The organism is Brevundimonas sp. SL130 (assembly GCF_026625805.1).
Lineage (GTDB): Bacteria > Pseudomonadota > Alphaproteobacteria > Caulobacterales > Caulobacteraceae > Brevundimonas.
In genome coordinates this window covers 769,856-790,219 of record NZ_CP113064.1, presented here as the reverse complement: position 1 = coordinate 790,219, position 20,364 = coordinate 769,856, and the positions used below count along the sequence as shown (strand labels likewise).

General features: G+C 67.8%; 24 protein-coding genes. 10 read left to right on the top strand and 14 right to left on the bottom strand.

Annotation, left to right across the window (positions count from 1 at the left end; genetic code table 11):
* Positions 1 to 188 precede the first annotated feature (188 nt).
* Positions 189 to 1,151, bottom strand: coding sequence for a transglutaminase-like cysteine peptidase (locus OU998_RS03905; protein WP_267515536.1), 963 nt, complete (start codon positions 1,149 to 1,151; stop codon positions 189 to 191).
* Positions 1,152 to 1,359: 208 nt separating this feature from the next.
* On the opposite strand from OU998_RS03905, the gene OU998_RS03900 reads away from it, so the two are divergent.
* Together OU998_RS03900 and OU998_RS03895 are read left to right on the top strand one after the other, a co-directional pair.
* Positions 1,360 to 1,950: a polysaccharide biosynthesis/export family protein gene (locus OU998_RS03900; protein ID WP_267515535.1), complete on the top strand. Its 591-nt coding sequence runs from the start codon at positions 1,360 to 1,362 to the stop codon at positions 1,948 to 1,950.
* Between the two features lie 45 nt (positions 1,951 to 1,995).
* The gene (locus OU998_RS03895; protein WP_267515534.1) at positions 1,996 to 2,805 is read left to right on the top strand and encodes a metallophosphoesterase family protein; all 810 of its coding nucleotides are present in this window, start codon (positions 1,996 to 1,998) and stop codon (positions 2,803 to 2,805) included.
* Between the two features lie 30 nt (positions 2,806 to 2,835).
* Here OU998_RS03895 and fliE read toward each other — a convergent pair whose 3' ends face one another.
* Genes fliE through flgB form a run of 3 tightly spaced genes read right to left on the bottom strand, consistent with a single transcriptional unit; the run spans position 2,836 to position 3,992 of the window.
* Entirely contained in the window at positions 2,836 to 3,138 is a 303-nt protein-coding gene (gene fliE / locus OU998_RS03890) for a flagellar hook-basal body complex protein FliE (RefSeq protein ID WP_267515533.1), read from the bottom strand.
* A gap of 10 nt (positions 3,139 to 3,148) precedes the next feature.
* On the bottom strand, positions 3,149 to 3,568 hold the full coding sequence (flgC, locus tag OU998_RS03885) for a flagellar basal body rod protein FlgC (protein WP_420709795.1): 420 nt from the start codon (positions 3,566 to 3,568) through the stop codon (positions 3,149 to 3,151).
* Positions 3,569 to 3,584: 16 nt separating this feature from the next.
* Positions 3,585 to 3,992, bottom strand: a complete 408-nt coding sequence (gene flgB, locus OU998_RS03880) for a flagellar basal body rod protein FlgB (RefSeq protein WP_267515532.1) — start codon at positions 3,990 to 3,992, stop codon at positions 3,585 to 3,587.
* Between the two features lie 140 nt (positions 3,993 to 4,132).
* Here flgB and OU998_RS03875 point away from each other — a divergent pair, with 140 nt between their 5' ends.
* The 3 genes from OU998_RS03875 to OU998_RS03865 all read left to right on the top strand — a co-directional run bounded on the left by OU998_RS03875 (position 4,133) and on the right by OU998_RS03865 (position 5,750).
* Complete coding sequence (locus OU998_RS03875; RefSeq protein WP_267515531.1) at positions 4,133 to 4,408, top strand: flagellar biosynthetic protein FliO; 276 nt, start codon at positions 4,133 to 4,135, stop codon at positions 4,406 to 4,408.
* Between the two features lie 131 nt (positions 4,409 to 4,539).
* A complete protein-coding gene (fliP, locus tag OU998_RS03870; protein WP_420709830.1) occupies positions 4,540 to 5,358 on the top strand; it encodes a flagellar type III secretion system pore protein FliP in 819 nt (272 codons plus the stop codon).
* A gap of 113 nt (positions 5,359 to 5,471) precedes the next feature.
* Positions 5,472 to 5,750 (top strand): HU family DNA-binding protein, encoded by a 279-nt coding sequence (locus OU998_RS03865; RefSeq protein WP_008263548.1) that lies wholly within the window; start codon positions 5,472 to 5,474, stop codon positions 5,748 to 5,750.
* Positions 5,751 to 5,784: 34 nt separating this feature from the next.
* Here the strand turns inward: OU998_RS03865 and OU998_RS03860 are convergent, their stop codons facing one another.
* Complete coding sequence (locus OU998_RS03860; protein WP_267515529.1) at positions 5,785 to 8,643, bottom strand: tetratricopeptide repeat protein; 2,859 nt, start codon at positions 8,641 to 8,643, stop codon at positions 5,785 to 5,787.
* Between the two features lie 119 nt (positions 8,644 to 8,762).
* Here OU998_RS03860 and OU998_RS03855 point away from each other — a divergent pair, with 119 nt between their 5' ends.
* Positions 8,763 to 9,149: a DUF983 domain-containing protein gene (locus OU998_RS03855; protein WP_267515528.1), complete on the top strand. Its 387-nt coding sequence runs from the start codon at positions 8,763 to 8,765 to the stop codon at positions 9,147 to 9,149.
* 208 nt (positions 9,150 to 9,357) lie between these two features.
* Here the strand turns inward: OU998_RS03855 and OU998_RS03850 are convergent, their stop codons facing one another.
* The 3 genes from OU998_RS03850 to OU998_RS03840 all read right to left on the bottom strand — a co-directional run bounded on the left by OU998_RS03850 (position 9,358) and on the right by OU998_RS03840 (position 11,335).
* Positions 9,358 to 9,717, bottom strand: a complete 360-nt coding sequence (locus tag OU998_RS03850; RefSeq protein WP_267515527.1) for a hypothetical protein — start codon at positions 9,715 to 9,717, stop codon at positions 9,358 to 9,360.
* Positions 9,714 to 11,009 carry a homogentisate 1,2-dioxygenase gene (hmgA, locus tag OU998_RS03845; protein ID WP_267515526.1) on the bottom strand — a complete coding sequence of 432 codons (1,296 nt, stop codon included), beginning with the start codon at positions 11,007 to 11,009 and terminating at the stop codon, positions 9,714 to 9,716. The genes OU998_RS03850 and hmgA overlap by 4 nt, the downstream gene beginning before the upstream one ends.
* A gap of 68 nt (positions 11,010 to 11,077) precedes the next feature.
* A complete protein-coding gene (locus tag OU998_RS03840) occupies positions 11,078 to 11,335 on the bottom strand; it encodes an Lrp/AsnC ligand binding domain-containing protein (protein WP_267515525.1) in 258 nt (85 codons plus the stop codon).
* 170 nt (positions 11,336 to 11,505) lie between these two features.
* Here OU998_RS03840 and OU998_RS03835 point away from each other — a divergent pair, with 170 nt between their 5' ends.
* The 3 genes from OU998_RS03835 to trxA all read left to right on the top strand — a co-directional run bounded on the left by OU998_RS03835 (position 11,506) and on the right by trxA (position 13,391).
* Positions 11,506 to 12,027, top strand: coding sequence for a hypothetical protein (locus OU998_RS03835; protein ID WP_267515524.1), 522 nt, complete (start codon positions 11,506 to 11,508; stop codon positions 12,025 to 12,027).
* A gap of 163 nt (positions 12,028 to 12,190) precedes the next feature.
* Complete coding sequence (locus tag OU998_RS03830; protein WP_267515523.1) at positions 12,191 to 12,868, top strand: bifunctional 4-hydroxy-2-oxoglutarate aldolase/2-dehydro-3-deoxy-phosphogluconate aldolase; 678 nt, start codon at positions 12,191 to 12,193, stop codon at positions 12,866 to 12,868.
* A 187-nt stretch (positions 12,869 to 13,055) separates the two neighbouring features.
* A complete protein-coding gene (trxA, locus tag OU998_RS03825) occupies positions 13,056 to 13,391 on the top strand; it encodes a thioredoxin (RefSeq protein WP_054764133.1) in 336 nt (111 codons plus the stop codon).
* A 61-nt stretch (positions 13,392 to 13,452) separates the two neighbouring features.
* Here trxA and OU998_RS03820 read toward each other — a convergent pair whose 3' ends face one another.
* Positions 13,453 to 15,027: a GH39 family glycosyl hydrolase gene (locus OU998_RS03820; RefSeq protein WP_267515522.1), complete on the bottom strand. Its 1,575-nt coding sequence runs from the start codon at positions 15,025 to 15,027 to the stop codon at positions 13,453 to 13,455.
* Positions 15,028 to 15,150: 123 nt separating this feature from the next.
* Between OU998_RS03820 and OU998_RS03815 the strand changes: the two genes are divergently transcribed.
* Positions 15,151 to 15,348, top strand: a complete 198-nt coding sequence (locus OU998_RS03815; RefSeq protein WP_267515521.1) for a hypothetical protein — start codon at positions 15,151 to 15,153, stop codon at positions 15,346 to 15,348.
* A 144-nt stretch (positions 15,349 to 15,492) separates the two neighbouring features.
* Here OU998_RS03815 and OU998_RS03810 read toward each other — a convergent pair whose 3' ends face one another.
* From OU998_RS03810 to trpB, 5 genes are all read right to left on the bottom strand, one after another.
* Complete coding sequence (locus OU998_RS03810) at positions 15,493 to 16,767, bottom strand: bifunctional folylpolyglutamate synthase/dihydrofolate synthase (protein WP_267515520.1); 1,275 nt, start codon at positions 16,765 to 16,767, stop codon at positions 15,493 to 15,495.
* Positions 16,768 to 16,913: 146 nt separating this feature from the next.
* Complete coding sequence (locus tag OU998_RS03805) at positions 16,914 to 17,804, bottom strand: acetyl-CoA carboxylase carboxyltransferase subunit beta (RefSeq protein ID WP_267515519.1); 891 nt, start codon at positions 17,802 to 17,804, stop codon at positions 16,914 to 16,916.
* Positions 17,805 to 17,814: 10 nt separating this feature from the next.
* The gene (gene trpA / locus OU998_RS03800) at positions 17,815 to 18,657 is read right to left on the bottom strand and encodes a tryptophan synthase subunit alpha (RefSeq protein ID WP_267515518.1); all 843 of its coding nucleotides are present in this window, start codon (positions 18,655 to 18,657) and stop codon (positions 17,815 to 17,817) included.
* The gene (locus tag OU998_RS03795; protein ID WP_267515517.1) at positions 18,654 to 19,112 is read right to left on the bottom strand and encodes a hypothetical protein; all 459 of its coding nucleotides are present in this window, start codon (positions 19,110 to 19,112) and stop codon (positions 18,654 to 18,656) included. The genes trpA and OU998_RS03795 overlap by 4 nt, the downstream gene beginning before the upstream one ends.
* Positions 19,109 to 20,311, bottom strand: coding sequence for a tryptophan synthase subunit beta (gene trpB / locus OU998_RS03790; protein ID WP_420709829.1), 1,203 nt, complete (start codon positions 20,309 to 20,311; stop codon positions 19,109 to 19,111). The genes OU998_RS03795 and trpB overlap by 4 nt, the downstream gene beginning before the upstream one ends.
* Between the last annotated feature and the right edge of the window lie 53 nt (positions 20,312 to 20,364).

The window sequence follows — 20,364 nt, the reverse complement described above, 5'->3', positions numbered from 1 at the left end:
GCTCCGGCAGAGGGGACGCGGGCCGCGCGGGGCGTCCGATCAGTTCACACAGCAAGTGCGGCGCCGCGATGGCGACGTCGCCTGGAGAGTGATGAACCTTGAGGCGCCACGCCGCCCTGTGCCGTTTCGACCCAGTGCTAGGCGCAAGTGTATCAGGACGGGAGCGCGAAATCTTCCGGAAAGCGGACTCAGCCCGCCATGCGGACCCATTCGAACGTCTTGCCGGGGGCCTGACGCTCGCGCCACTTATAGTCGGCCTGATCCCAGCGCGAGATGCGGCCGGTCAGATTGTCCAGGACGTAATCGCCCCGGTCCGTGGCCACCAGAAGCACGGCGTGGATCTCGCCCCAGCGGGTCTCGACCACAGAGATGGACAGGGCGCCGACCGGATAGCCGGCGCGAACCAGAGCGCGGCGCTTGGCCAGGACATAGTCCTCGCAGTCGCCCCGCGCGCGGTCGCCGTTCGGCACCGTCCAATAGTCGCCGACGCCATAGACCCGGGCGTCCGAGCCGCTGCGGATCTGGCGATTGACCTGGCGGTTGATGTCGCTGATCGCCTTCCAGTCACTGTCCGACAAGGCGATGACCGGGGCGGTCTTGACCACGGAGGGACGGGCCCAAGACCGGTCCAGATCCCTGACCCGCGCCGAAACGTCGCGGCCGAAATCCTCGGCTGACGGGGCCGCATCGCCCTGGGCGGCGCCGGCTTCGACGGCCGGCGTGGCGACATCTTCCATCGCCACAGCGACACCTTCGCGACGGGGGTCCGGAACGGCGGGCGCGGCGGCGGCGCGTTGAGGGAAGACGCGGCTCCAGTCGAAGCCGTTGGCGTTCGCCGCCGGGCGCGTCGCGGCCGGGCGGCTGGAGGCCACCTGTTCAGTGCGTCCGAAAACACCGGCCCAATAGAGGGAATTGGCGCGAGCGCGAATCTCGGCGAGGTTCACCCGCTCGCCCGGAGCCAGGCAGTCGCGGGGCGAGCGTTCGCAGAAGTCGAGGAAGCCGGACGGCGCCCCAACGACGGCGCCGATCGGCATGCGCGCCGGACCGGCGGGCCGGGGACCCGCCACGGCGGCCCCCGAAACGAAGACAGCGGCGGCGAAGACGGCGGCGCCGATCACGCCGGGGTGGCGCGGCGAGCGGACAATCGACATGGGCGATCCCTGTTTCATGGGACCACCCTGCCCGAGCCATATCAATATGAGCCTTAGAAGTACGGTTTAGCGGGGCTGTAGAAGATTGGTTTCAGCCGCATTAAGCGTCTTTTCATCTTCGGCCCGATCTTTGCTGCGGCGCCGCAAGCACCGCCTTGGAAACATCCGACGGCTTGCGCTATGCTGGGGAGAAGCGAGGATGACGATCATGCGGAATTGGTTGAGTGCGGCCCTGTTGGGGCTCACCTTGATGTTCACCGTCGCCGCGTGCGGCACGAGCCCCCTGGCCGCAGCCGGGCTGGCCGATACGCCCGTGGATCCCAGCGTCGTCCGCACCGTGCCTGAATATCGTCTGGGCGCCGCCGACAAGGTTCGCGTCAACGTCTATGGCGAAGAAGGCCTGACCGGCGAGTTCATCGTCGGCGGCAGCGGCCGCATCTCCATGCCCCTGATCGGCGAGGTCCAGGCTGCGGGCCTGACCATCACCGAGTTCCAAACCGAGATCGCCGATTCCCTGAAGAAGGGCTATATCAACGAGCCGCGCGTTTCGGCCGAGGTGCTGAACTATCGCCCCTTCTATATCCTGGGCGAGGTCAACAAGCCGGGGGAATATCCCTACACGAACAATCTGACGGTTCTGAACGCGGTGGCCACGGCGGAAGGCTTCACCTATCGGGCCAATACCCGTCAAGTTTACATCAAGCGCGCCGACGGGACCGGCGAGCAGGCCTATCCGCTGACGACGGCGACCCAGGTGGCGCCGGGCGACACGATCCGCATCGGCGAGCGCTTCTTCTGAGGCGACAGGCTTGCCAAGCCCCCTGCGGTTGCTGATCTAAGGGGGATGTTCGCCAAACTGTTCAACCGTCGCTCTTCGGAGCCCGCGCGCCGCAGAGCCTCGGCTCCTGATGGCGCCGTGGCCTGGGCGGTGGGGGATATCCACGGGCGGCTGGACCTGCTGTCGCCCCTGGTCGAGGCGATGATCGCGGATCTGAACGCCACGCCCGCCAGTCGCAAGCTGCTGATCTTCCTGGGCGACTATATCGACCGGGGGCCGGACTCGAAGAGCGTGATCGACCTGCTGGCCAGCCTGCGCAGCCGCGGCATGTTCGAGTTGCACTTCCTGCGTGGCAATCACGAGGATCGGATGGAAGCCTTCCTGAACGATCCTGACATGGGACCGGGCTGGTGCGACTACGGCGGTCGCGAGGCCCTGGCCTCGTATGGCGTCAGTCCGCCGTTCGACAAGACCGACGCCGCCGGCTGGGCCGCCGCCTGCGAGGCCCTGAACGCGGCCGTGGACGAGCGTCAGCGCGCGTTTCTCGCCGCCCAGGAATACAGTTTCACCCTGGGGGACTATTTCTTCGCCCATGCCGGGGCTCAACCGGGCGTGCCGTTGGATCGTCAGGACCCTCAGCAGTTGATGTGGGTGCGTCAGGCCTTCCTGCACCATCCCGCCCCCTTTGAGCAGGTTGTGGTTCACGGCCACACGCCCGCCGAGGCCGTTCATGCAGACGACCGCCGGATCGGCCTGGACACAGGGGCCTACGCCACGGGCGTGCTGACGGCTTTGAGGCTGGAGGGCGAAACGCGCGAACTGCTTCAGACGGCCGCCTCCGGCAGTCAGGTGACGTTGAGCCGCCGACCGCTCTGACGCGGCCTTTCGTCTAGGACGTGTCGCCGATCAGATCGGCATGGCCATGATTTCCTTATAGGCGGAAATCACCTGGTCGCGGACGGAGATCACGGTTTCCAGAGACGCCTCGGCCGAACTGAGGGCGGTGACGACATCAATCAGGTTGCCGTTGCCCTGGACCGACTGGGTCATCTGAGTCTCGGCCGCCCTGGACTGCTGCGTCATGTCGGTCATGGCGTTTTTGACCAGGTCGGCGAAGCCGTTGTCGCCGGAGGCGGGCGGTTGCGCCGCCGTGGGCATGGCGGAGCCCTGGACGGCGGCGTAGGCGCGGGCGGCCATCATCGGATTCATAGCCTAGCCCTCAGCGTTTGATGAGGTCGAGGGTGCGGCTGTCCATCGACCGCGCCGTCTCGATAACGTTCAGATTGGCTTCGTAGGCGCGCTGCGCCTCGCGCATGTCCATGGACTCGACCAGGGTGTTGACGTTGGGCCGCATCACATAGCCCTGCTCATTCGCGGCCGGGTGCGAGGGATCATACTCCATATTGAAGTCGCTCTGATCCGGCCGAACCTCGGCCAGGACGACGCCGGTCGCCCCATCGACTTCGCGCGCCTGGAAGACCGGGATCTGGCGGCGATAGGGCTCGCCGCCGGGGGTGCGGGCGGTGGACTGGGCGTTGGCGATATTCTCGGCGATCACGCGCATGCGCGACTGCTGGGCCTTGAGGGCCGAGGCCGCCACCGCCATGGCGCTGTTCGAGGGGGGGATGGGATCAGGCATGGATCAGTCCTTCGTTTCAGCCCGCGCCGGGCTTGCGCGCGGCCATGCGGATCATGGACATGGATTTCTGGTAGAAGCCGATGGCGGCGTCATAGGCCATGCGGCTCTCGGCCATCTTCAGCATCTGCTCTTCGACCACGACCGAATTGCCGTCGAGGGTCGTCTCGGAGTCCGGCGACTTGGACGCGTCGAAGCGCGGGGCGCTGACGGCGGGGGCGATGTGGGCGCGGTTCGTGCGGACCACCTGGAGCCCCCCGCCCGAGCGCAGGGCGGCGGCGAAGTCGGTCGGCTGTTTCAGATCGCGGCCGACGAAGCCCGGCGTATCGGCGTTGGCGACGTTCTCGGCGATGACCCGCTGGCGTTCGTCCAGCCAGCCCAGCCGGCCCTTGATCTGCCCCAGCAGCGGAATGTCGGCGACGCCCATGGCGATCTCCCGTGGCGCGGATGCGCCCGATGGGCAGAAAATGCCGCCCCTATGGTTAACAGGCCGTTATCTAAACTGATCGTTAACCGTGCTGGTTAAGACTCTAGGCAACAGCGCCGACAGCGCGGGGCCTCAAGCGTATGAATTTCCTCGATCTCGCCCGCGCCGTCTTCGGCCTGGCCTTCACCCTGGGCCTGATCGGCCTGGCCGCCTATGCGGCGCGCCGCTATGCCCCGCAGCTGATGGCGAAGCTGAACGCCCAGCGCGGCGAGCGGCGGATGCAGGTGGTCGAGACCCTGGTGCTGGACCCCGCGCGGCGGCTGGTCCTGGTGCGAATCGACGAGGAAGAGCGACTGATCCTGCTGGGTGAAGGGCGCGAGCTGATCGAGCCGCGCCAGACGGAGATCTTCAAGTGAAGGGGCCCGGCATTCTCCCTCCCCTTCATGGGGAGGGGCGATCGCGTCGCGATCGGGGTGGGGCCCGAAGGGGCGGGAGCGAGGCTTTGACTGCCCCACCCGGGCTCGGCTGCGCCTCGCCGTCCCTCCCCATGAAGGGGAGGGAGAAGATGTTTGGAGTTCCCGCCGCGTCGGAGCTGAAGCGCGCGGCCCTGCTGTCGCTGTTCACCACCCTGGTCTGCCTGGCCTGGCCGCTGGCGGCCTTCGCCCAGGATGCGGCGGCGGGGGGATCGTCGCTGAACATCGACCTGGGAACGGGCGCAGGCCTGACCCAGCGGGTGGTGCAGTTGGTCGGGCTGATGACGGTGCTGTCGCTGGCGCCGTCCATCGTCATCATGACCACCAGCTTCGTGCGAATCGTCGTGGTTCTGTCGCTGTTGCGGACGGCCCTGGGCATGCAGCAATCGCCGCCGAACGCGGTTCTGGTGTCCCTGGCCCTGTTCCTGAGCGCCATCGTCATGGCCCCGACCTGGCAGGACGCCTATGATTCGGGCATCCGTCCGCTGCTGGATCAGCAGATGGAATTGCCCCAGGCCTTCGATGCGGCGTCGGAACCTGTGAAAACCTTCATGCTGGCCCAGGTGGACCGCGGAGACCTGGCCCTGTTCACCCGATTGAGCCGCGTCGAGGCCCCGACCAACCTGCAAGACCTGCCCCTGCGGGTGGTCACTCCGGCCTTTATGATCAGCGAGTTGAAGAAGGCGTTCGAGATCGGATTTCTTCTTTTTATTCCGTTCCTTGTCATCGACTTGGTGGTGGCCAGCGTGCTGATGTCCATGGGTATGATGATGCTGCCGCCGGTGGTGGTCTCCCTGCCCTTCAAGCTGATCTTCTTCGTGCTGGTGGACGGCTGGAGACTGGTCGCGGGAAGCCTGGTCGAGAGCTTCCAGCGGGCGTCCGGAACCGGATAATCCCCGCCCTATAAGGCTTTGCGCCTTTTACCGGCTTGCAATACCGGGAGAAATCCGTGTTGATCCCTCAGTCCTCGCCCTGAATCGGGCGACTAACACTGGAAATGTTTCTTATGACCACTCAAGCCGAACTGATCGCCGCCGTCGCCAAGGACGCCGGTGTCTCGCAGGCCGACGCCGGCAAGGTGCTGACCGCCATCGTCGAGAACATCCACGCCAGCCTGAAGGCCGGCGGCGACGTGCGCATCTCGAACCTGGGCGTCTTCGACACCGCCGCCCGCGCCGAGCGCGAAGGCCGCAACCCGGCCACGGGCGCGACCATCAAGATCGCCGCCTCCAAGGCCGTTCGCTTCCGCGTCTCCAAGCCGCTGAAGGACGCCGTCAACGGCTAAGGTTTTTCGGTCCCTGCGGGGACCGATTAGCTGATCAACGGGCGGGAGTCGCTGGGCGATTCCCGCCCGTTTCTTTTCTGAAGTCCTGTTTGGCCGCGTTGACCCAGCCGACGAAGGTGTCCGCATTGGCGGACAGGCCCGAGAAATCGGCGACCCCCGCCACGCCCGACAGATCGTCGTCCAGCGCCACGCGGATGGCGTTGGCCGACCGGGCCCGCGCGACGAAGGGCGAATACTGGCCCCGCAGCCGGTCGAGCGCCGCGCGATTGCCGGTCAGCGAATAGCCGACGCCGGCGCGGATCAGCCAGCTTTCCTCGACCGGGGTCAGGGGCGTGGCTCCCTGCTTGTAGCGATCGCCCAGTCGGGCCTCATAGAGGGGCGCCGCCTCGGCCCATTTCTGCTGTTTCCAGAAGATGTCGCCGCGCACCTCGCGCGCCGGGCCGGACTGATCCTTGTCCAGCACTTCCAGCGCATGGTCGTAGCGGCCCAGATCCATCAGGGCGCGGGCCTCCAGCGCCCGGCGTTCGGCGTTGACGGCGGTCGGCAGCAGGGTGGTGCGGGAGCCCCAGATGGCTTGCAGCGCCTTCTCCGGCTGGCGATCCATCAGATAGACGGTGGCCAGATTGGTGGCGACCTGGGCCCGGGCCACCCCGTCCAGACGGTTGTCGACCTGATATTTCAGCAGCTCTGCGGCCTGGTCCAGCAGATCGACGTCGATCAGACGACGCGACAGACGCCGCACCATCTCGTCGCCGTCGGCGCCGATGGGGGTCAGTTCGCGGAAATCATAGAACAGCGCCAGGGACTGGACCGGCTGGAGGCCGTCGGCGGCGCCTTCCAGGAACAGGGCGCGGAAGGCGTTGGACTGATCGGTCTGGATCTCGGCCGCGCCGGGCACGCCCGCCATCCGTTTGCCGGCGCCGCGCAGGGCGTCCAGGGCTTCGCGATAGCGGCCCTGTTGCAGATAGAGATCCGCCAGTTTGCGGATGACCGCCAGCTCGGTCGCGTCGCCGCGCCAGCGCCACTTCAGCAGCTCCAGCTGCTGGGCCGCCTGGTCCGGCGTCAGGACGCCCTTTTCCATCTCGAGATTTATGGCCCCCAGTTTGGCCGGGGTGGCGATGCCGTCCAACGGGGCGCGGGCCACGGCCTTGTAGACCGCCAGCGCCCGCGCCTTGTCGCCGGACAGGTCGAACAGGCGGGCCTGAACCACGCGGGCGGTCAGTTGGTCGGCGGCCGAGGCGTTCTGACTGAAGACATAGTCCAGCAGCTGGCGGGCGGCCGGCAGGTCGTTGGTTTCGATGGCGGCCATGGCGTGGGCGGCGCCGAAGCGGGCGCGCCATTCCTTGGGAAAGTCGTCGATGACCGAGGCGCCGGCGGCGAAGGCCCGCCGCGCCTCTTCCCAGTCGCCCCGTTCGGCCGCCAGATAGCCCTGCCAGACCTTGGCGGAGGGATCATTGGACAGGGCCGAGCCGGCGAAATCGACCTGGGCCTCTTCCAGTCGGCCGACGCCGACACGGGCGGCGCCCCGCAGGCCCCGCACCTCGGGCTCGCCCTGCATATTGGGGGCCTTGGCGATCAGGGCGTTGATGACGCCGATCGCCTCGTAGTTCAGGCCCGACCCGACCAGGAACCGGGCCAGGGCCATCCGCGCCGCGATGGGGGCGCGGGGGTTGTCGGTTCCGGCGATGGTCTCCTGGGCCGCCGCGTCCTGAAGACGGCGGTAGATTTCGGAAAAGCCGTCCTCGCCGACGAACGCCCATTCCTCAAGGATCAGGGACGGGTGGGCCGCGGCCTTCGGCGCGTCGCCCTCCTGATCGGCCGCGTCCAGGGTCGCGGACGGCGGCGACAGGGTCAGGCCCTGGGGACGGCTGAGGGTGACCAGGTCGCCCTCGGCCTCGATCTTCAGGTCGTCAGTGGCGGTTTCGACCGCCAACCCCTGGGCCGTGGGGATCAGGGTAAGATCGACGGTGCTGCGCGTGCCCGAAAACCCCTTGCCGGGCGCCAGGGCGGTGACGGCGGCGAAACGGTCGCCGACCAGGGGATCGGTCAGCCAGACGGTCTTGGTCGCCCCGGCCATCCGCGCCACCAGACTGGCGGAGCCGTCTTCCGAACGGTCGATCTCGACGCCCGAGGCGCCGGCGGGCGGACCGCCGATGGTCACGGTCCAGGTTCCGCCCTGCCCCTCGGCGACGACGGGCAGACCGTCGGGCGCGGCGATACGGACGGCGGTATAGTCAGGTCCGGCGGCCCAGCGCGCGTCCTTGGCCGGCCCCAGGGCCTTGGCCCCGGTCAGGTCCATCTTGGCGGCGGTGTCGAACACGACCCAGACGGCCTCGCCGCGACGGAAGACGGCGGCGCCGACCGGCGCGCCCCATTGGAAGGTCAGGACGGTCTTCTCGGGCGAGGAGACGGCGCGGACGGGCACGACGGAATTGACAAGGGCGGCCCGCTCTTCCGGCGTCGGCTCGGGCGCCTTGCCGGGCGCATAGAGGTTCAGCCAGACGGCGCCGTCGGCGACGCCCGATCGGGCGTCGGCGCCCTCGGCCAGGGTGATGACCAGATCGGTGGCCCCGCCCCGCGCCATCCGCGTCTCGACGGCCTTGACCCCTTCCGGCGGATCGACCCGCAGGCGCGAGACGTCGGGCGCGGCCGAGACGCCCAGGCGGACAATGACCTTGTCGGCTTCGCGCCGGACCTGGCTGCGCACGCCGATGACGCCGCCGAATTCGACCCGGGTGAATTCTCCGGCCTGACCGACGCTGATCGACAGCGGATCGCTGGACCGGCTCACCTCTTTCGCCAGGGGCGCGAGGGGCGCAAAGGCGACCGCGCCGGCCGCGGCGGCGGCCACGGTCGACTTCAGGAAGCGCTTGCTGTGCGAGGTCCCGGACATATCCGTGGAGACTTGCCTCACAAGCTCTTTAATCACCGTTAACCGACATCGACCCGAATTCGGCGAACAGGGCGGTTCGTCCCCGCGACACCGCGCGCGATCCGGCCCATGATGCGCCCATGACCGATTATCCGCGCCTGAGCACCCTGAAAACCGGCCTGGCCTGCCGCTGCCCGCGCTGCGGCGAAGGCGCCCTGTTCCGGGGGTATCTGACCCTGCGCGAATCCTGCCCCAAATGCGGGCTCAGCTACGGGTTCGCCGATCCGGCGGACGGTCCCGCCTTCTTCGTCATGACGGCGGTCGGGGTGGTCGGGATGATCCTGCTGATGGTGTTCGACTTCAGCGTCAAGCCGCCCATCTGGGTGCACGCGGTCGTCACCCTGCCCATCCTGATCGTCATGTGCCTGGGCTGCCTGCGGCCGTTCAAGGCCTGGCTGGTGGCGGAGCAGTATGTGCACAAGGCGGCGCCGCCTGAGTTTTCCAGCAACGGCAAGCACGGGGATTGAGGGTAGGATTCCCCCGCTCACGCCGTCATCCTAGGGCTTGTCCCTAGGATCCATAATCCCGGTCTCAACGAGGGAACGCCCTGCGGATGCACCGGGAGTATGGATCCTCGCCACAAGGGCGAGGATGACGGCCTTAGAGGGTGAGGATTGAGGCCTTAGAGGGCGAGGATGACGAGAATGGGGGGCGTGGTCCGCTGAACCTCCCGCCTCAGTCGATGCAGAGGGTCGAACCCGCCTTGCCGTCCTCGACCGGCGTATTACAGCCGAAGCGGTCGCTGTCAGCCTGGCAGACCCCGGCCGTGGTCGCGCCGGCCTCGATGCCGGTATTGCCCTCGACGCGGCAATCGCCCTGACACTGGTCGCCGTCGGTGCAGCGCTTGCCGGCGTCGGCGTAGCTGATGACGCACTGCCAGGATTGCATCCGCCCGACCTGTTTCAGCGTGCCGCCGCGCGTGGCGCAGGCCGAGGCCTCGGCGCTCTGCATCGGGGCGTCCGAGCCGGCCGTAGTTTGCGGGGTGCAGGCGGCCGCCAGAAGGGCGACGCCGGCGATGAGGGCGATGCGCATCATTTGACCTGCCCTTTGGCGAAGCCCGACCAGACGTCGTCGTAGTCCAGCTGCATCTGCGGTGATTCCGACGCCCATTTGGTGACCCGGATCGGGGCCCGGGTCTCGAACATGAAGGCCAGGGTGTCCGTGATCTTGTGCGGCTGAAGGTCCGCATTGATCGCGCCCTCGTAGCTGGCCTGGTCCGGGCCGTGGCCGCTCATCCGGTTGTGCAGACTGGCGCCGCCGGGAGCGAAACCGCCGGCCTTGGCGTCATAGGCGCCGGTCACCAGGCCCATGAACTCGCTCATGACGTTGCGGTGGAACCAGGGCGGGCGGAAGGTGTGCTCGGCCACCATCCAGCGCGGCGGGAAGATGACGAAGTCGATATTGGCCGTGCCGGGCGTCTCGGACGGACTGGTCAGGACGGTGAAGATCGACGGATCGGGGTGGTCGTAGCTGACGGTGTTGATCGTGTTGAACCGCGCCGTGTCATAGCGGCAGGGCGCCAGATTGCCGTGCCAGGCCACCACGTCGAGCGGGCTGTGATCGAAGGTCGTGGCCCACAGACGGCCGCCGTATTTCTGGACGCACTGGGTCGGGCGATCCACGTCCTCGAACGCCGCGACGGGCGTCTCGAAATCGCGTGGATTGGCCAGGCCGTTGGCGCCGATCGGCCCCAGGTCGGGCAGGCGGAACGGGCTGCCGTAGTTTTCGCAGACATAGCCCCGAACGGGTCCGTCGATCTCGACCCGGAAACGCACGCCGCGCGGGATCAGGACCAGGTGGCCGGGTTCGGCCTCGATCACCCCCATCTCGGTGACGAAGCGGTGCGCGCCTTGCTGGGGCACGATCAGCAGTTCGCCGTCAGCGTCGTAGAAGACCCGGTCGGTCATCGACCGGTTGGCGACGTACAGGTGAATACCGGCGCCGGTTCCGGCGTCGGGCTCGCCGGCGCCGCCATAGGTCACCAGACCTTCGATCCAGTCGGTCGGGGCCTCGGGGATGGGCAGAGGGTCCCAGCGCATCCGGTTGGGATTGGGCGGGGTCTCGTCGAAGGGGCCGGAACGCACCCGCCCCTGATCGAAGGGCGCATAGGGGCCGTGCTGGGCCGAGGGGCGCAGGCGGTACAGCCAGCTGCGTCGGTTCTCGGCGCGCGGGGCGGTGAAGGCCGTGCCGGACAACTGTTCGGCGTACAGGCCCATCGGCGTCTTCTGCGGCGAGTTCTGGCCCACGGGCAGGGCGCCGGGCGCGGCCTCGGTGGCGAAATGATTGCCGAAGCCGGTTTGATAGGCGGGCGCGTTGGGTCGCGTCATGTGGTGTCTCCCTATGACGTCGGTTTAGCCCCCCGCTGCGCCAGCGTCACCCTGTCGCGAGGGACCGCTCAGCCCTTGGACGGCAGGAAGGGCGAGAAGGTGATGACGGTGAAGGTGTCGCGGACATGCGGGCGGGTCTGGACCTGTTTGGTCACGAAGGTCCCGATGTCGGCGTCGCGCGGCAGGTTGAACTTGGCCAGCAGATCATGCTGGCCCGAGGTGGAATAGACCTCTGAGACGTTCTCGACATTATCCACGATGTCGGCGGCCACGTCATTGGCGTAGCCCAGCTCGGTTTTGATGAAGACGAAGATGGCGGTCATCATGGCGGGGGCTCCTGTTGCTGGCCGCCTCCTAAACCCTTTTGGACGCGGCGTCGAAGACGGCGGGCCGGCCGATGGGAAAATCGGCGCCCTGCCCCCGACGCGGACATGGCGCAGACTTTGCGCGGGCGTGCTAGGCCCATGGTCAAGCTTAAGCCTCTGGAAAAGTCGCCATGTCTGTCCTCGCTGGAATAATCGCCGCCCTGACTGTGGGATCGGCCGTTCAGGAGCCGGGCGCCGCCGTCGTGCCGTCGCAGGTCACGGCCTTGGCCGGATGCTGGCAGGGCGCAGGCGCGGTGATGGGCAAGCCGGTGACGATCCGGCTGGCCGCCAGCCCCATCGCCGACGGCGCCCTGTTTTTGATCGAGGCCGACAGCGAGGCGACGACCGACCCCGCCGACCGGTATGCGGCCCACCTGATCTTCGGCGGAAAGTCGACGCCCGAGGGCGCGGCTGAGACCATCTCCGCCTTCTGGGCCGACAGTTTCGGCGGCGACTATACGGCCACGGGAGCGGGCGCGCCGACAGCCGATGGGTTCGAGGTCGCCTACGCCTATCCCGACGCCCGCTTCATCAACCGCTGGACCCTGGGGCCGGCGGGGCTGAAGTGGACGATCACGATGAAGGACAGCGCGGGGACGGAGGAAGGCTTCGCCGCCTATGAGCTGACGCGGACGGCCTGCGCGCCGGGGTGAGGAGCGCCACAGTGAAACAATATGTTCCGCCGCCGCGCGCCAAAGCCCGCCCAGCCGCTTTCGTTTTCGGCGGCGGCTGGGATAAGCAAGGCGTGAAGGCCGGGCGACCGGTCGGTGCAACACAGGCGTTCCGGCGCGGGTCGGGACAGGCGGAGATTAAGACATGGCCCATGATCGCGTCAGCGTGCTTCAGGCGCTCGAGACCCAGGGCGTCTGCCCGGTCTTCTATCATCCCGATCCCGAGGTCAGCCTGAACGTCATTCGGGCCTGTGCGCGCGGCGGGGCGCCGGTGGTCGAGTTCACCAATCGCGGCGATTTCGCCTGCGACCTGTTCGGCGAGATCAATCGCGAACTGATCAAGACCGACCCTGATGTGGTGCTGGGCATCGGCTCGGTGGTCGATAGCGGCACGGCGTCGCTTTATCTGAACCGGGGCGCGCGCTTTGTCGTCAGCCCCTGCCTGGTCCCCGATGTGGCCAAGGTCTGCAACCGGCGCATGGTCGCCTATTTCCCCGGCTGCGGCTCGGTGACGGACATCGGCGAGGCGCACGAGCTGGGCTGCGACATCGTCAAACTGTTCCCCGGTTCGTCGGTCGGCGGCCCGGACTTCGTCAAGGCGGTCAAGGGACCGATGCCCTGGGTCAAGATCATGCCGACGGGCGGCGTGGACCCCGATGAAGCCTCCATCGCCAAATGGTTCGGCGCCGGCATCGTGGCCGCCGGTATGGGATCGAAGCTTGTGACGGACGAGGCGGTCAAGTCGGGCGACTGGGCCGCCATCGAGGCCAAGGTCCGCGCGACCGTGGACGCCGTGGCGGCGTTCCGGGCGTCGAAGGGCTAAGCCGCCCGCCCCGGGACAAGCCCGACGGCGACGGAGCAGGCGCGCGGACGCGGTCGATGGCGGGAGTTGAATTAGCCGCGATTCGCTCCCACATCTGCGGCTGAACCCGGACAGACCGGACAATTTCAACCTGCGCTCGAGCAGCAAGGCCCCGTGGGCCGAGCGCCGGCGCGCCAAGGAGCCATTGATGGCGACTGTAAAAGTCACGGACGAAAGCTTCGACGCCGACGTCCTGAAATCCTCCACCCCCGTCCTGGTGGACTTCTGGGCCGAATGGTGCGGCCCCTGCAAACAGATCGGCCCGGCGCTGGAACAGATCGCCGACGAACTGGGCGGTCAGGTCACGGTGGCCAAGATCAATATCGACGACAGCCCCCTGACCCCGTCCAAGCTGGGCGTGAAGGGCATCCCGACCCTGATGCTGTTCAAGGACGGCCAGATGACCTCGATGAAGGTCGGCGCCATGCCCAAGGGCAAGATCGTCGAATGGCTGGCCGAGGCGGGCGTCAAGGCCGACGCCTGATCCCCTGATGGGTCGCTGAAGATCAAACGCCCGCCGGTTCCGACCGGCGGGCGTTTTCGTTTTACGGACGGGCCGGATCGATCTCCACCAGCACCACGTCATAGGTCTTCATCGGCACGCTCAGCCGTCCCCGCCCGTCGGCCCCGACGGTGACGGACTGCACCTCGGGCGTATCGCGCGTCAGGTCGTTCAGCCGCTGCAACTGGGCGGCGTCCAGCGCCGCCGGCGCCCCCATTTCCAGATAGGCCGTATAGGCGTCGTTGGACTGGAACCCGACCCGCCGCACCGCCGCGCGGTGGACGCCGGGCGTCAGGTTCTGAACCACGATGTCCAGCGGCGCCGCCGCCGACGGCTCGCGCACCTGACGGAAGAAGGGCCGGTTGCTGATCGGCTGGTCCGGCAGTTCATAGCGCCAGGCCAGCACCTGCACCGTCTCGCCCTTCAGCGCCGCGATGCTCTGGGCGTCGCCGGTGGGCAGCTCCCGGTCGCCCAGGCTGTTCAGATATTTGTAGGCGAAGAAGGTCGGCTTGCGCAGCCCTTGCGGGTTCATCAGGCCGAAGCCGCCGTCGAAAGGCTTGGTCTGCACCCCCGGCTCCTCGAACAGGTCGCTGAAGGCCCAGTAGCTCATGCCCTGAACCAGGCCCTCGCTCTCGCGCAGCTTGGTCAGGATATAGGAAGCGCCGAAATAGTCGTCGTGGATCGGGTCGCGCGGATTATAGCTGGTGCTCCATTCGGTGAAGAACAACGGCAGGCCGGGTCGCGACGAGGCCTCGATCTGCCCCCTCACCTTGCGGACATCCGAAACAATGGCGTCCGGCGCGCGCGACAGCTTGTTATCGCCCTCGCCCTTCTCGTCCAGGAAGCCCCCTTCGACGCCATAGGTGTGGGTGGCGATGAAGTCGACCGGCAGGTGGTGCTGCTCGGCATAGGCGAGGAATTCCGGGACCCAGTCCGCGCCGGCCGTGGCGGGACCACCGACCCTCAACGCCGGATCCACCGCCTTGATGGCGCGGACCGTGCGACCGTAGTAGTCAAAATAGGCGGCCTGATCGGCCCCTTCCCAGAAGCCGGCCAGGTTCGGCTCGTTCCAGAACTCGAAATACCAGGACCGGACCTCTTCGGCGCCGTAGCGGTCGATCAGGTGGCGCACGAAGGCGTCGATCAGTCCGCTCCACTTCTCCGGCTGCGGATGGGAGGTATTGCCCTTCCAGTAGAAGATGGTCTGGTCCGAGGTCTTCATCGCATCCGGCGTAAAGCCCAGTTCGATGAAGGGCTTGATCCCCATGCCCAGCATCCGGTCGTAAAGCTGATCGATGCGGGTCCAGTCATAGACCGGCCGGCCGTCCACCTCGCGATAGACGCCCATGTCGTCGTGGAAGATGTCGTGGAAGCGGATGTAGCGGAAGCCCAGCTCGTCGCGCACCGTCTGCAACTGGGCCAGGGCGTCCTCGCGGCCGGTCGTTCCGGGATAGTCGGCCCCGACCGAGAAGTCGGCCATTCGGTCGCGCGGCGTCGTCGCCCCTCGGGCGTCCACCACGATGGGTCGAGCGCTCTGCGCCACCGCAGGCCCCGCCAGCATCGCCAAGGCCCCGATCAGGGCCAACCCCGCACGACCTGACATCTTGATCCGATCCATGGTTTCCATCCGTTGTTGTTTTTCTTTTGGTAGCGCTAACAACAATGCCCAGCAACCGGGTCGCCGGGCCGCGGCTTCACGTCTTCGGGACGAAGCCTGCCCCAGTGTGATAGGTCAGGCCCCATGAGCCAAGACGATCAAACCCCGGACCCGTCCGCCCCCGCCCCCGCCCCCTCCGACGAAACCCCCGTCCAACGCGCCCTGCGCCTGAAGAAGGCGGCGCTCGACGCCCGTCCCCAAGCCCCGCGCGGCGGCCGCTTCCAACGCGAACAGAACGCCCGCATCGCCGCCGGCAAGTCCCGCCCCTGGATGAGCAAGTAGAAAACTCTCCCTCCCCTTCATGGGGAGGGGCGGCGAAGCGGAGCGCAGCCGGGGTGGGGCAGTCAGAACCTCGCTCACGCCCTTTCGGGCCCCACCCTGATCGCTGCGCGATCATCCCTCCCCATGAAGGGGCGGGAGACGACGTCACTCCGGCCAGGTCTCGCGGCTGGCCCCCAGCACCTCGCCCGCCAGATACAGCGACCCGCAGATCGCCACCCGTCCCGCGCCGAACCGCAGCGCCATATTCACCGCCTCGCCGACCGACCCCGCCGGCGTCGCCGCCAGTCCATGGCCGCGCGCCACGGCCGCCAGGGCCGCCGGATCCGCCGCCGCCCCGTCGAAGCCGACGGTGAAGACCGTCGCCTGGCTGTCCTTCAAGGCCGCAAAGAAACCGCCCGCGTCCTTGTTCGACAGCATGCCGCAGATCAGGGCCAGCGGACGCGGCGCCCGCGCCTGACGCTCGGCCAAGAACGCCGCCAGCGCCCGCCCGGCATGGGGATTATGCCCCCCGTCCAGCCACAGTTCGGCGTCGGCCGCCTTGGCCGCATCGCCGTAAGGACCGGCCGAAATCCGTTGCAGCCGCGCGGGCCAGCGCACGGTCTTCAGCCCCTGCGCAATGGCGGCCTCGGGCAGGTCCAGCTCCAGCGCCGCCGCCACCGCGACCCCCGCATTGTCGATCTGGTGCGCGCCCGCCAGCCCCGGCGCCGGAAGGTCCAGGAACCGCTCCTGGTTCTGGAACACCATCCCGCCCCGCTCGGCCCAGGCGTCGAAATCCACCCCCATGACCGTCAGGGGGGCATGCACCGCCAGGGCGGCGCGCTCGATGGCCGCCATGGCCGCCTCCTGCTGGCGCGCGATCACGCCCGGCGCCCCAGACTTCAGCACCCCGGCCTTCTCGGCAGCGATGCCGGCCAGATCCGTCCCGAGGAACTCGGCATGGTCATAGTCGACCGGCGCGATCACGCTCAGCAGCGGCCGTTCGATCACATTGGTGGCGTCCAGCACCCCGCCCAGTCCGACCTCGATTATGGCCAGGTCGGCCGGGGTCTCGGCCATGGCCAGGAAGGCGGCGGCGGTGGTGCTTTCGAACACCGTCGCCTCGCTGCCGACCCCTTCGATCCGGTCGAGGATGGCGTTCAGCTGATCGTCCTCGATCAACCGCCCCGCCAGCCGGATCCGCTCGTTGAACCGCACCAGATGGGGCGAGGTATAGGCATGGACCTTCAGACCCGCCGCCTCGGCGATGGCCCGGATCATGGCCACAGTGGACCCCTTGCCGTTCGTCCCCGCGACATGAACCACCGGCGGCAACCGATGCTGCGGATCGCCGAGCGCCGCGCACAGGGCCTTCATCCGATCCAGCGACAGATCGATCCGCTGCGGATGTCGGGCGCGCAGACGTTCTGAAATGGGGTCCATCGCCACGCCTTGTTCGTCCCACTCCGAACGTCATCCTAGGCCTTGTGCCTAGGATCCATACGCCCGGTGTCGAGCATAGAGCCACCGGCCCTGCCGTCGGTGTTTATGGATCCTAGGCACAAGGCCTAGGATGACGAGATAAAATATCAGGCCGCTGCGCGCGCGCCGCCCATCAGCATGGACAGGATCTGGCCCAGGACACGCGGCAGGTCGGCGCGGACGACCACCCGGTCGACCATGCCCTTTTCTTGCAGATATTCGGCGCGCTGGAAGCCCGGCGGCAGTTTCTCGCGGATGGTGGCCTCGATCACGCGTGGACCGGCGAAGCCGATCAGGGCGCCCGGCTCGGCTAGATGCACATCGCCCAGCATGGCGTAGGAGGCGGTCACCCCGCCCGTCGTCGGATCGGTCAGGACCACGGCATAGGGCAGGGTCGCCGCCTTCAGCTCCTGGATGGCCAGGGTGGTGCGCGCCATCTGCATCAGCGACAGGGCGCCTTCCTGCATCCGCGCGCCGCCGGCGGCGGTGAAACAGATCATCGGAACCTTGCGGGCCACGGCCTCGCGCGCGGCCTTGATGAAGGCCTCGCCGGCCGCCATGCCCAGCGACCCGCCCATGAAGGTGAAGTCCTGAACGATCACCACGGCCTCTTGGCCGCCGACGACGCCATAGCCGATGGCCATGGTGTCCTTGCGCCCCGCCGCCTTGCGCGCCGCGCTCAGGCGATCCTTGTAGGACTTGCCGTCCGAGAATTTCAGCGGATCTTCCGGCACGTCCGGCGTGTCGATGGACTCATACTGGCCGCCGTCGAAGGTGGCCTTCAGCCGCGTCGGCGCGTCGATCCGCATATGGCGGCCCGACGGCGTCACCCACAGCGAGGCCTCAAGGTCCGAGCGATACAGCATCTCGCCGGTATCGGGGTCCTTGACCCACAGATTGTCGGGGGTGTCGCGGCGCGACACGATCTTGCGGACGCCGGGCGCGAAACGGCTCAGCCAGCCGCCGCGCTTCTCCTGGGGTTTGCTCTTGTCGATCATGGGCGGGCTCTTAGACGGTTTCCGCCAGGGATGCACCAGTCCGCACCGACCGAACCGCATCGCCCAGCGCCTTGACCCGGGCCAGGACGCGCGGCGCAACGGCTTCGCCGGCCTCCAGCGCGGCCGCCACCTCGTCCACCAGGGCCGAACCGACCACCACCGCATCGGCCACCCGCGCGATCTCGGCCGCCCGCTCGGGCGTCTTGACCCCGAAGCCGACCGCGACCGGCAGACCGGACGCCTTGCGCACCCGCTCCACCGCCGGCGCCACCACCTCGGCGTTCGCCTCCTTGACCCCCGTCACGCCCGCGACGGCGACATAATAGACAAAGCCCGAAGTGCCCTGGACCACGATCTTCAGCCGTTCGTCGTCCGAGGTCGGCGTCGCCAGACGGATCAGCGAGATCGACACCTTGTCCAGCGCCGCGATCAACGGCCCGGCCTCTTCCGGCGGGCAGTCCACCACGATCAGCCCGTCGATGCCGCAGTCGGCCGCATAGGCGGCGAAGGCGTCGTATCCCAGGCTCTCGATCGGATTCAGATAGCCCATCAGGATAATGGGCGTGACGTCGTCGCCCTTACGGAATTCCTTGGCCAGATCCATGGTGGTGCGCAGGCCGAAGCCGGCCTTCATCCCCCGGATCGCCGCCCGCTGGATCGGCGGCCCCTCGGCCATAGGATCGCTGAACGGGAAGCCCAGTTCGATGATGTCGGCCCCGGCGGCGGGCAGGCCGCGCAGAAGCTCCAGCGCCTCCTCGCGCGACGGATCCCCCCCCATCACATAGGGAATAAAGGCCGCGCGGCCCTCGGCCTTCAGCGCGGCGAAACAGGCGTCGATAAGGGCGGTGGTCATTGCGGCGTGGTTTCCGAAACGGGCTTCTCAGCAGCGGCTTGGGCGCAGACATCGCCCGGCACGACGGCGAAGCCCAGATAGCCGGGCAGTTCGGCCACGGCGGTCTTGGTGGTGTCGTAGAAGGCGACCATCTGCATGCCTTCGCAACCACCGCCCTCGCGGCGCTTGATCAGGACGACGCGGTTCTCGTCGCCGCCCGCCGCCAGCCAGCCCTTGGTCGCCAGATCGGCGATATAGGCTTCGGCCAGGGCGCCGACCTGACCCAGGGGGGCGGTGACGCACCAGGCCCGGCCGGCCAGATTGTTCAGGCCGCCGCAATCGGGCGAAAGCTGCGCGCCCGGCAGCAGGGCGACATCGGCGGGCTGGACCTGTGTAGGCGCAGGCGCGGACGTCTGGGCCTGAACGGCGGTCGAAAGGCTCAGCGCGGCGGTCGCCGCCAGCAGACTACGGATCACAGTTCCACTCCCAGATGTTTGGCGACCTGGAAGATGTCCTTGTCGCCGCGGCCCGACATCAACAGGACGATATCGCCGCCCTTGCCGACTTCGCGCGCCACTTCGCCCGTCCGCGCCAGGGCGTGGGCCGGTTCCAGCGCCGGGATGATGCCTTCCAGCTTCGAGCACAGCTGGAAGGCCTCCAGCGCCTCATTGTCGGTCGCCGAGCGATATTCGGCCCGGCCGATATCATGCAGCCAGGCGTGTTCCGGCCCGATGCCCGGATAGTCCAGACCGGCCGAAATCGAATGGCCCTCGACGATATTGCCGTCGTCGTCTTGCAACAGATAGGTCCGGTTGCCGTGCAGCACGCCCGATCGACCGCCCTTCAGCGAGGCCGCGTGGTCCGGCGTGTCCAGCCCATGGCCCGCCGCCTCGACCCCGATCAGCCGCACGGCCGCGTCGTCGATGAAGGGGTGGAAGGCGCCGATGGCGTTCGATCCGCCGCCGATACAGGCCACGATGGCCTCGGGCAGCTTGCCCATCCGGGCCATCGACTGGGTCTTGATCTCCTTGCCGATCACCGACTGGAAGTCGCGCACCATGGCCGGATAGGGGTGCGGACCCGCCGCCGTGCCGATGATGTAATAGGTGTCCGAAACGTTCGTGACCCAGTCGCGCATCGCCTCGTTCATCGCGTCCTTCAGGGTCGCGGCGCCGGCCGTGACCGAGAAGACTTCGGACCCCAGCAGGCGCATGCGGAACACGTTCGGCTGCTGCCGCTCCACGTCCACAGCCCCCATATAGACGGTGCAGGGCAGGCCGAACCGCGCCGAGACGGTGGCCGAGGCCACGCCGTGCTGGCCCGCGCCGGTCTCGGCGATGATCCGCGTCTTGCCCATACGGCGGGCCAGCAGGATCTGGCCCATGCAATTATTGATCTTGTGCGCGCCCGTATGGTTCAGGTCCTCGCGCTTCAGCCAGATCCGCGCCCCGCCGAAATGTTCGGTCAGGCGTTCGGCGTAATAAAGCGGGCTCTCGCGCCCGACATAATGGGTCAGGAAGCCGTCCAGCTCAGCCTGGAAGCTCGGGTCCGCCCGAGCCGCCTTATAGGCCGCGTCCAGCTCGTGGATCAGCGGCATCAGGGTCTCGGCGACGAACTGCCCGCCATAGGGACCGAACCGACCCTGCGCGTCCGGCCAGGCGTAGGCGTTGGACAACGGCTGACCAGTGGGTAGGGCTTGGATGGGGGTTTGAGCGTTCACGAGTCCAA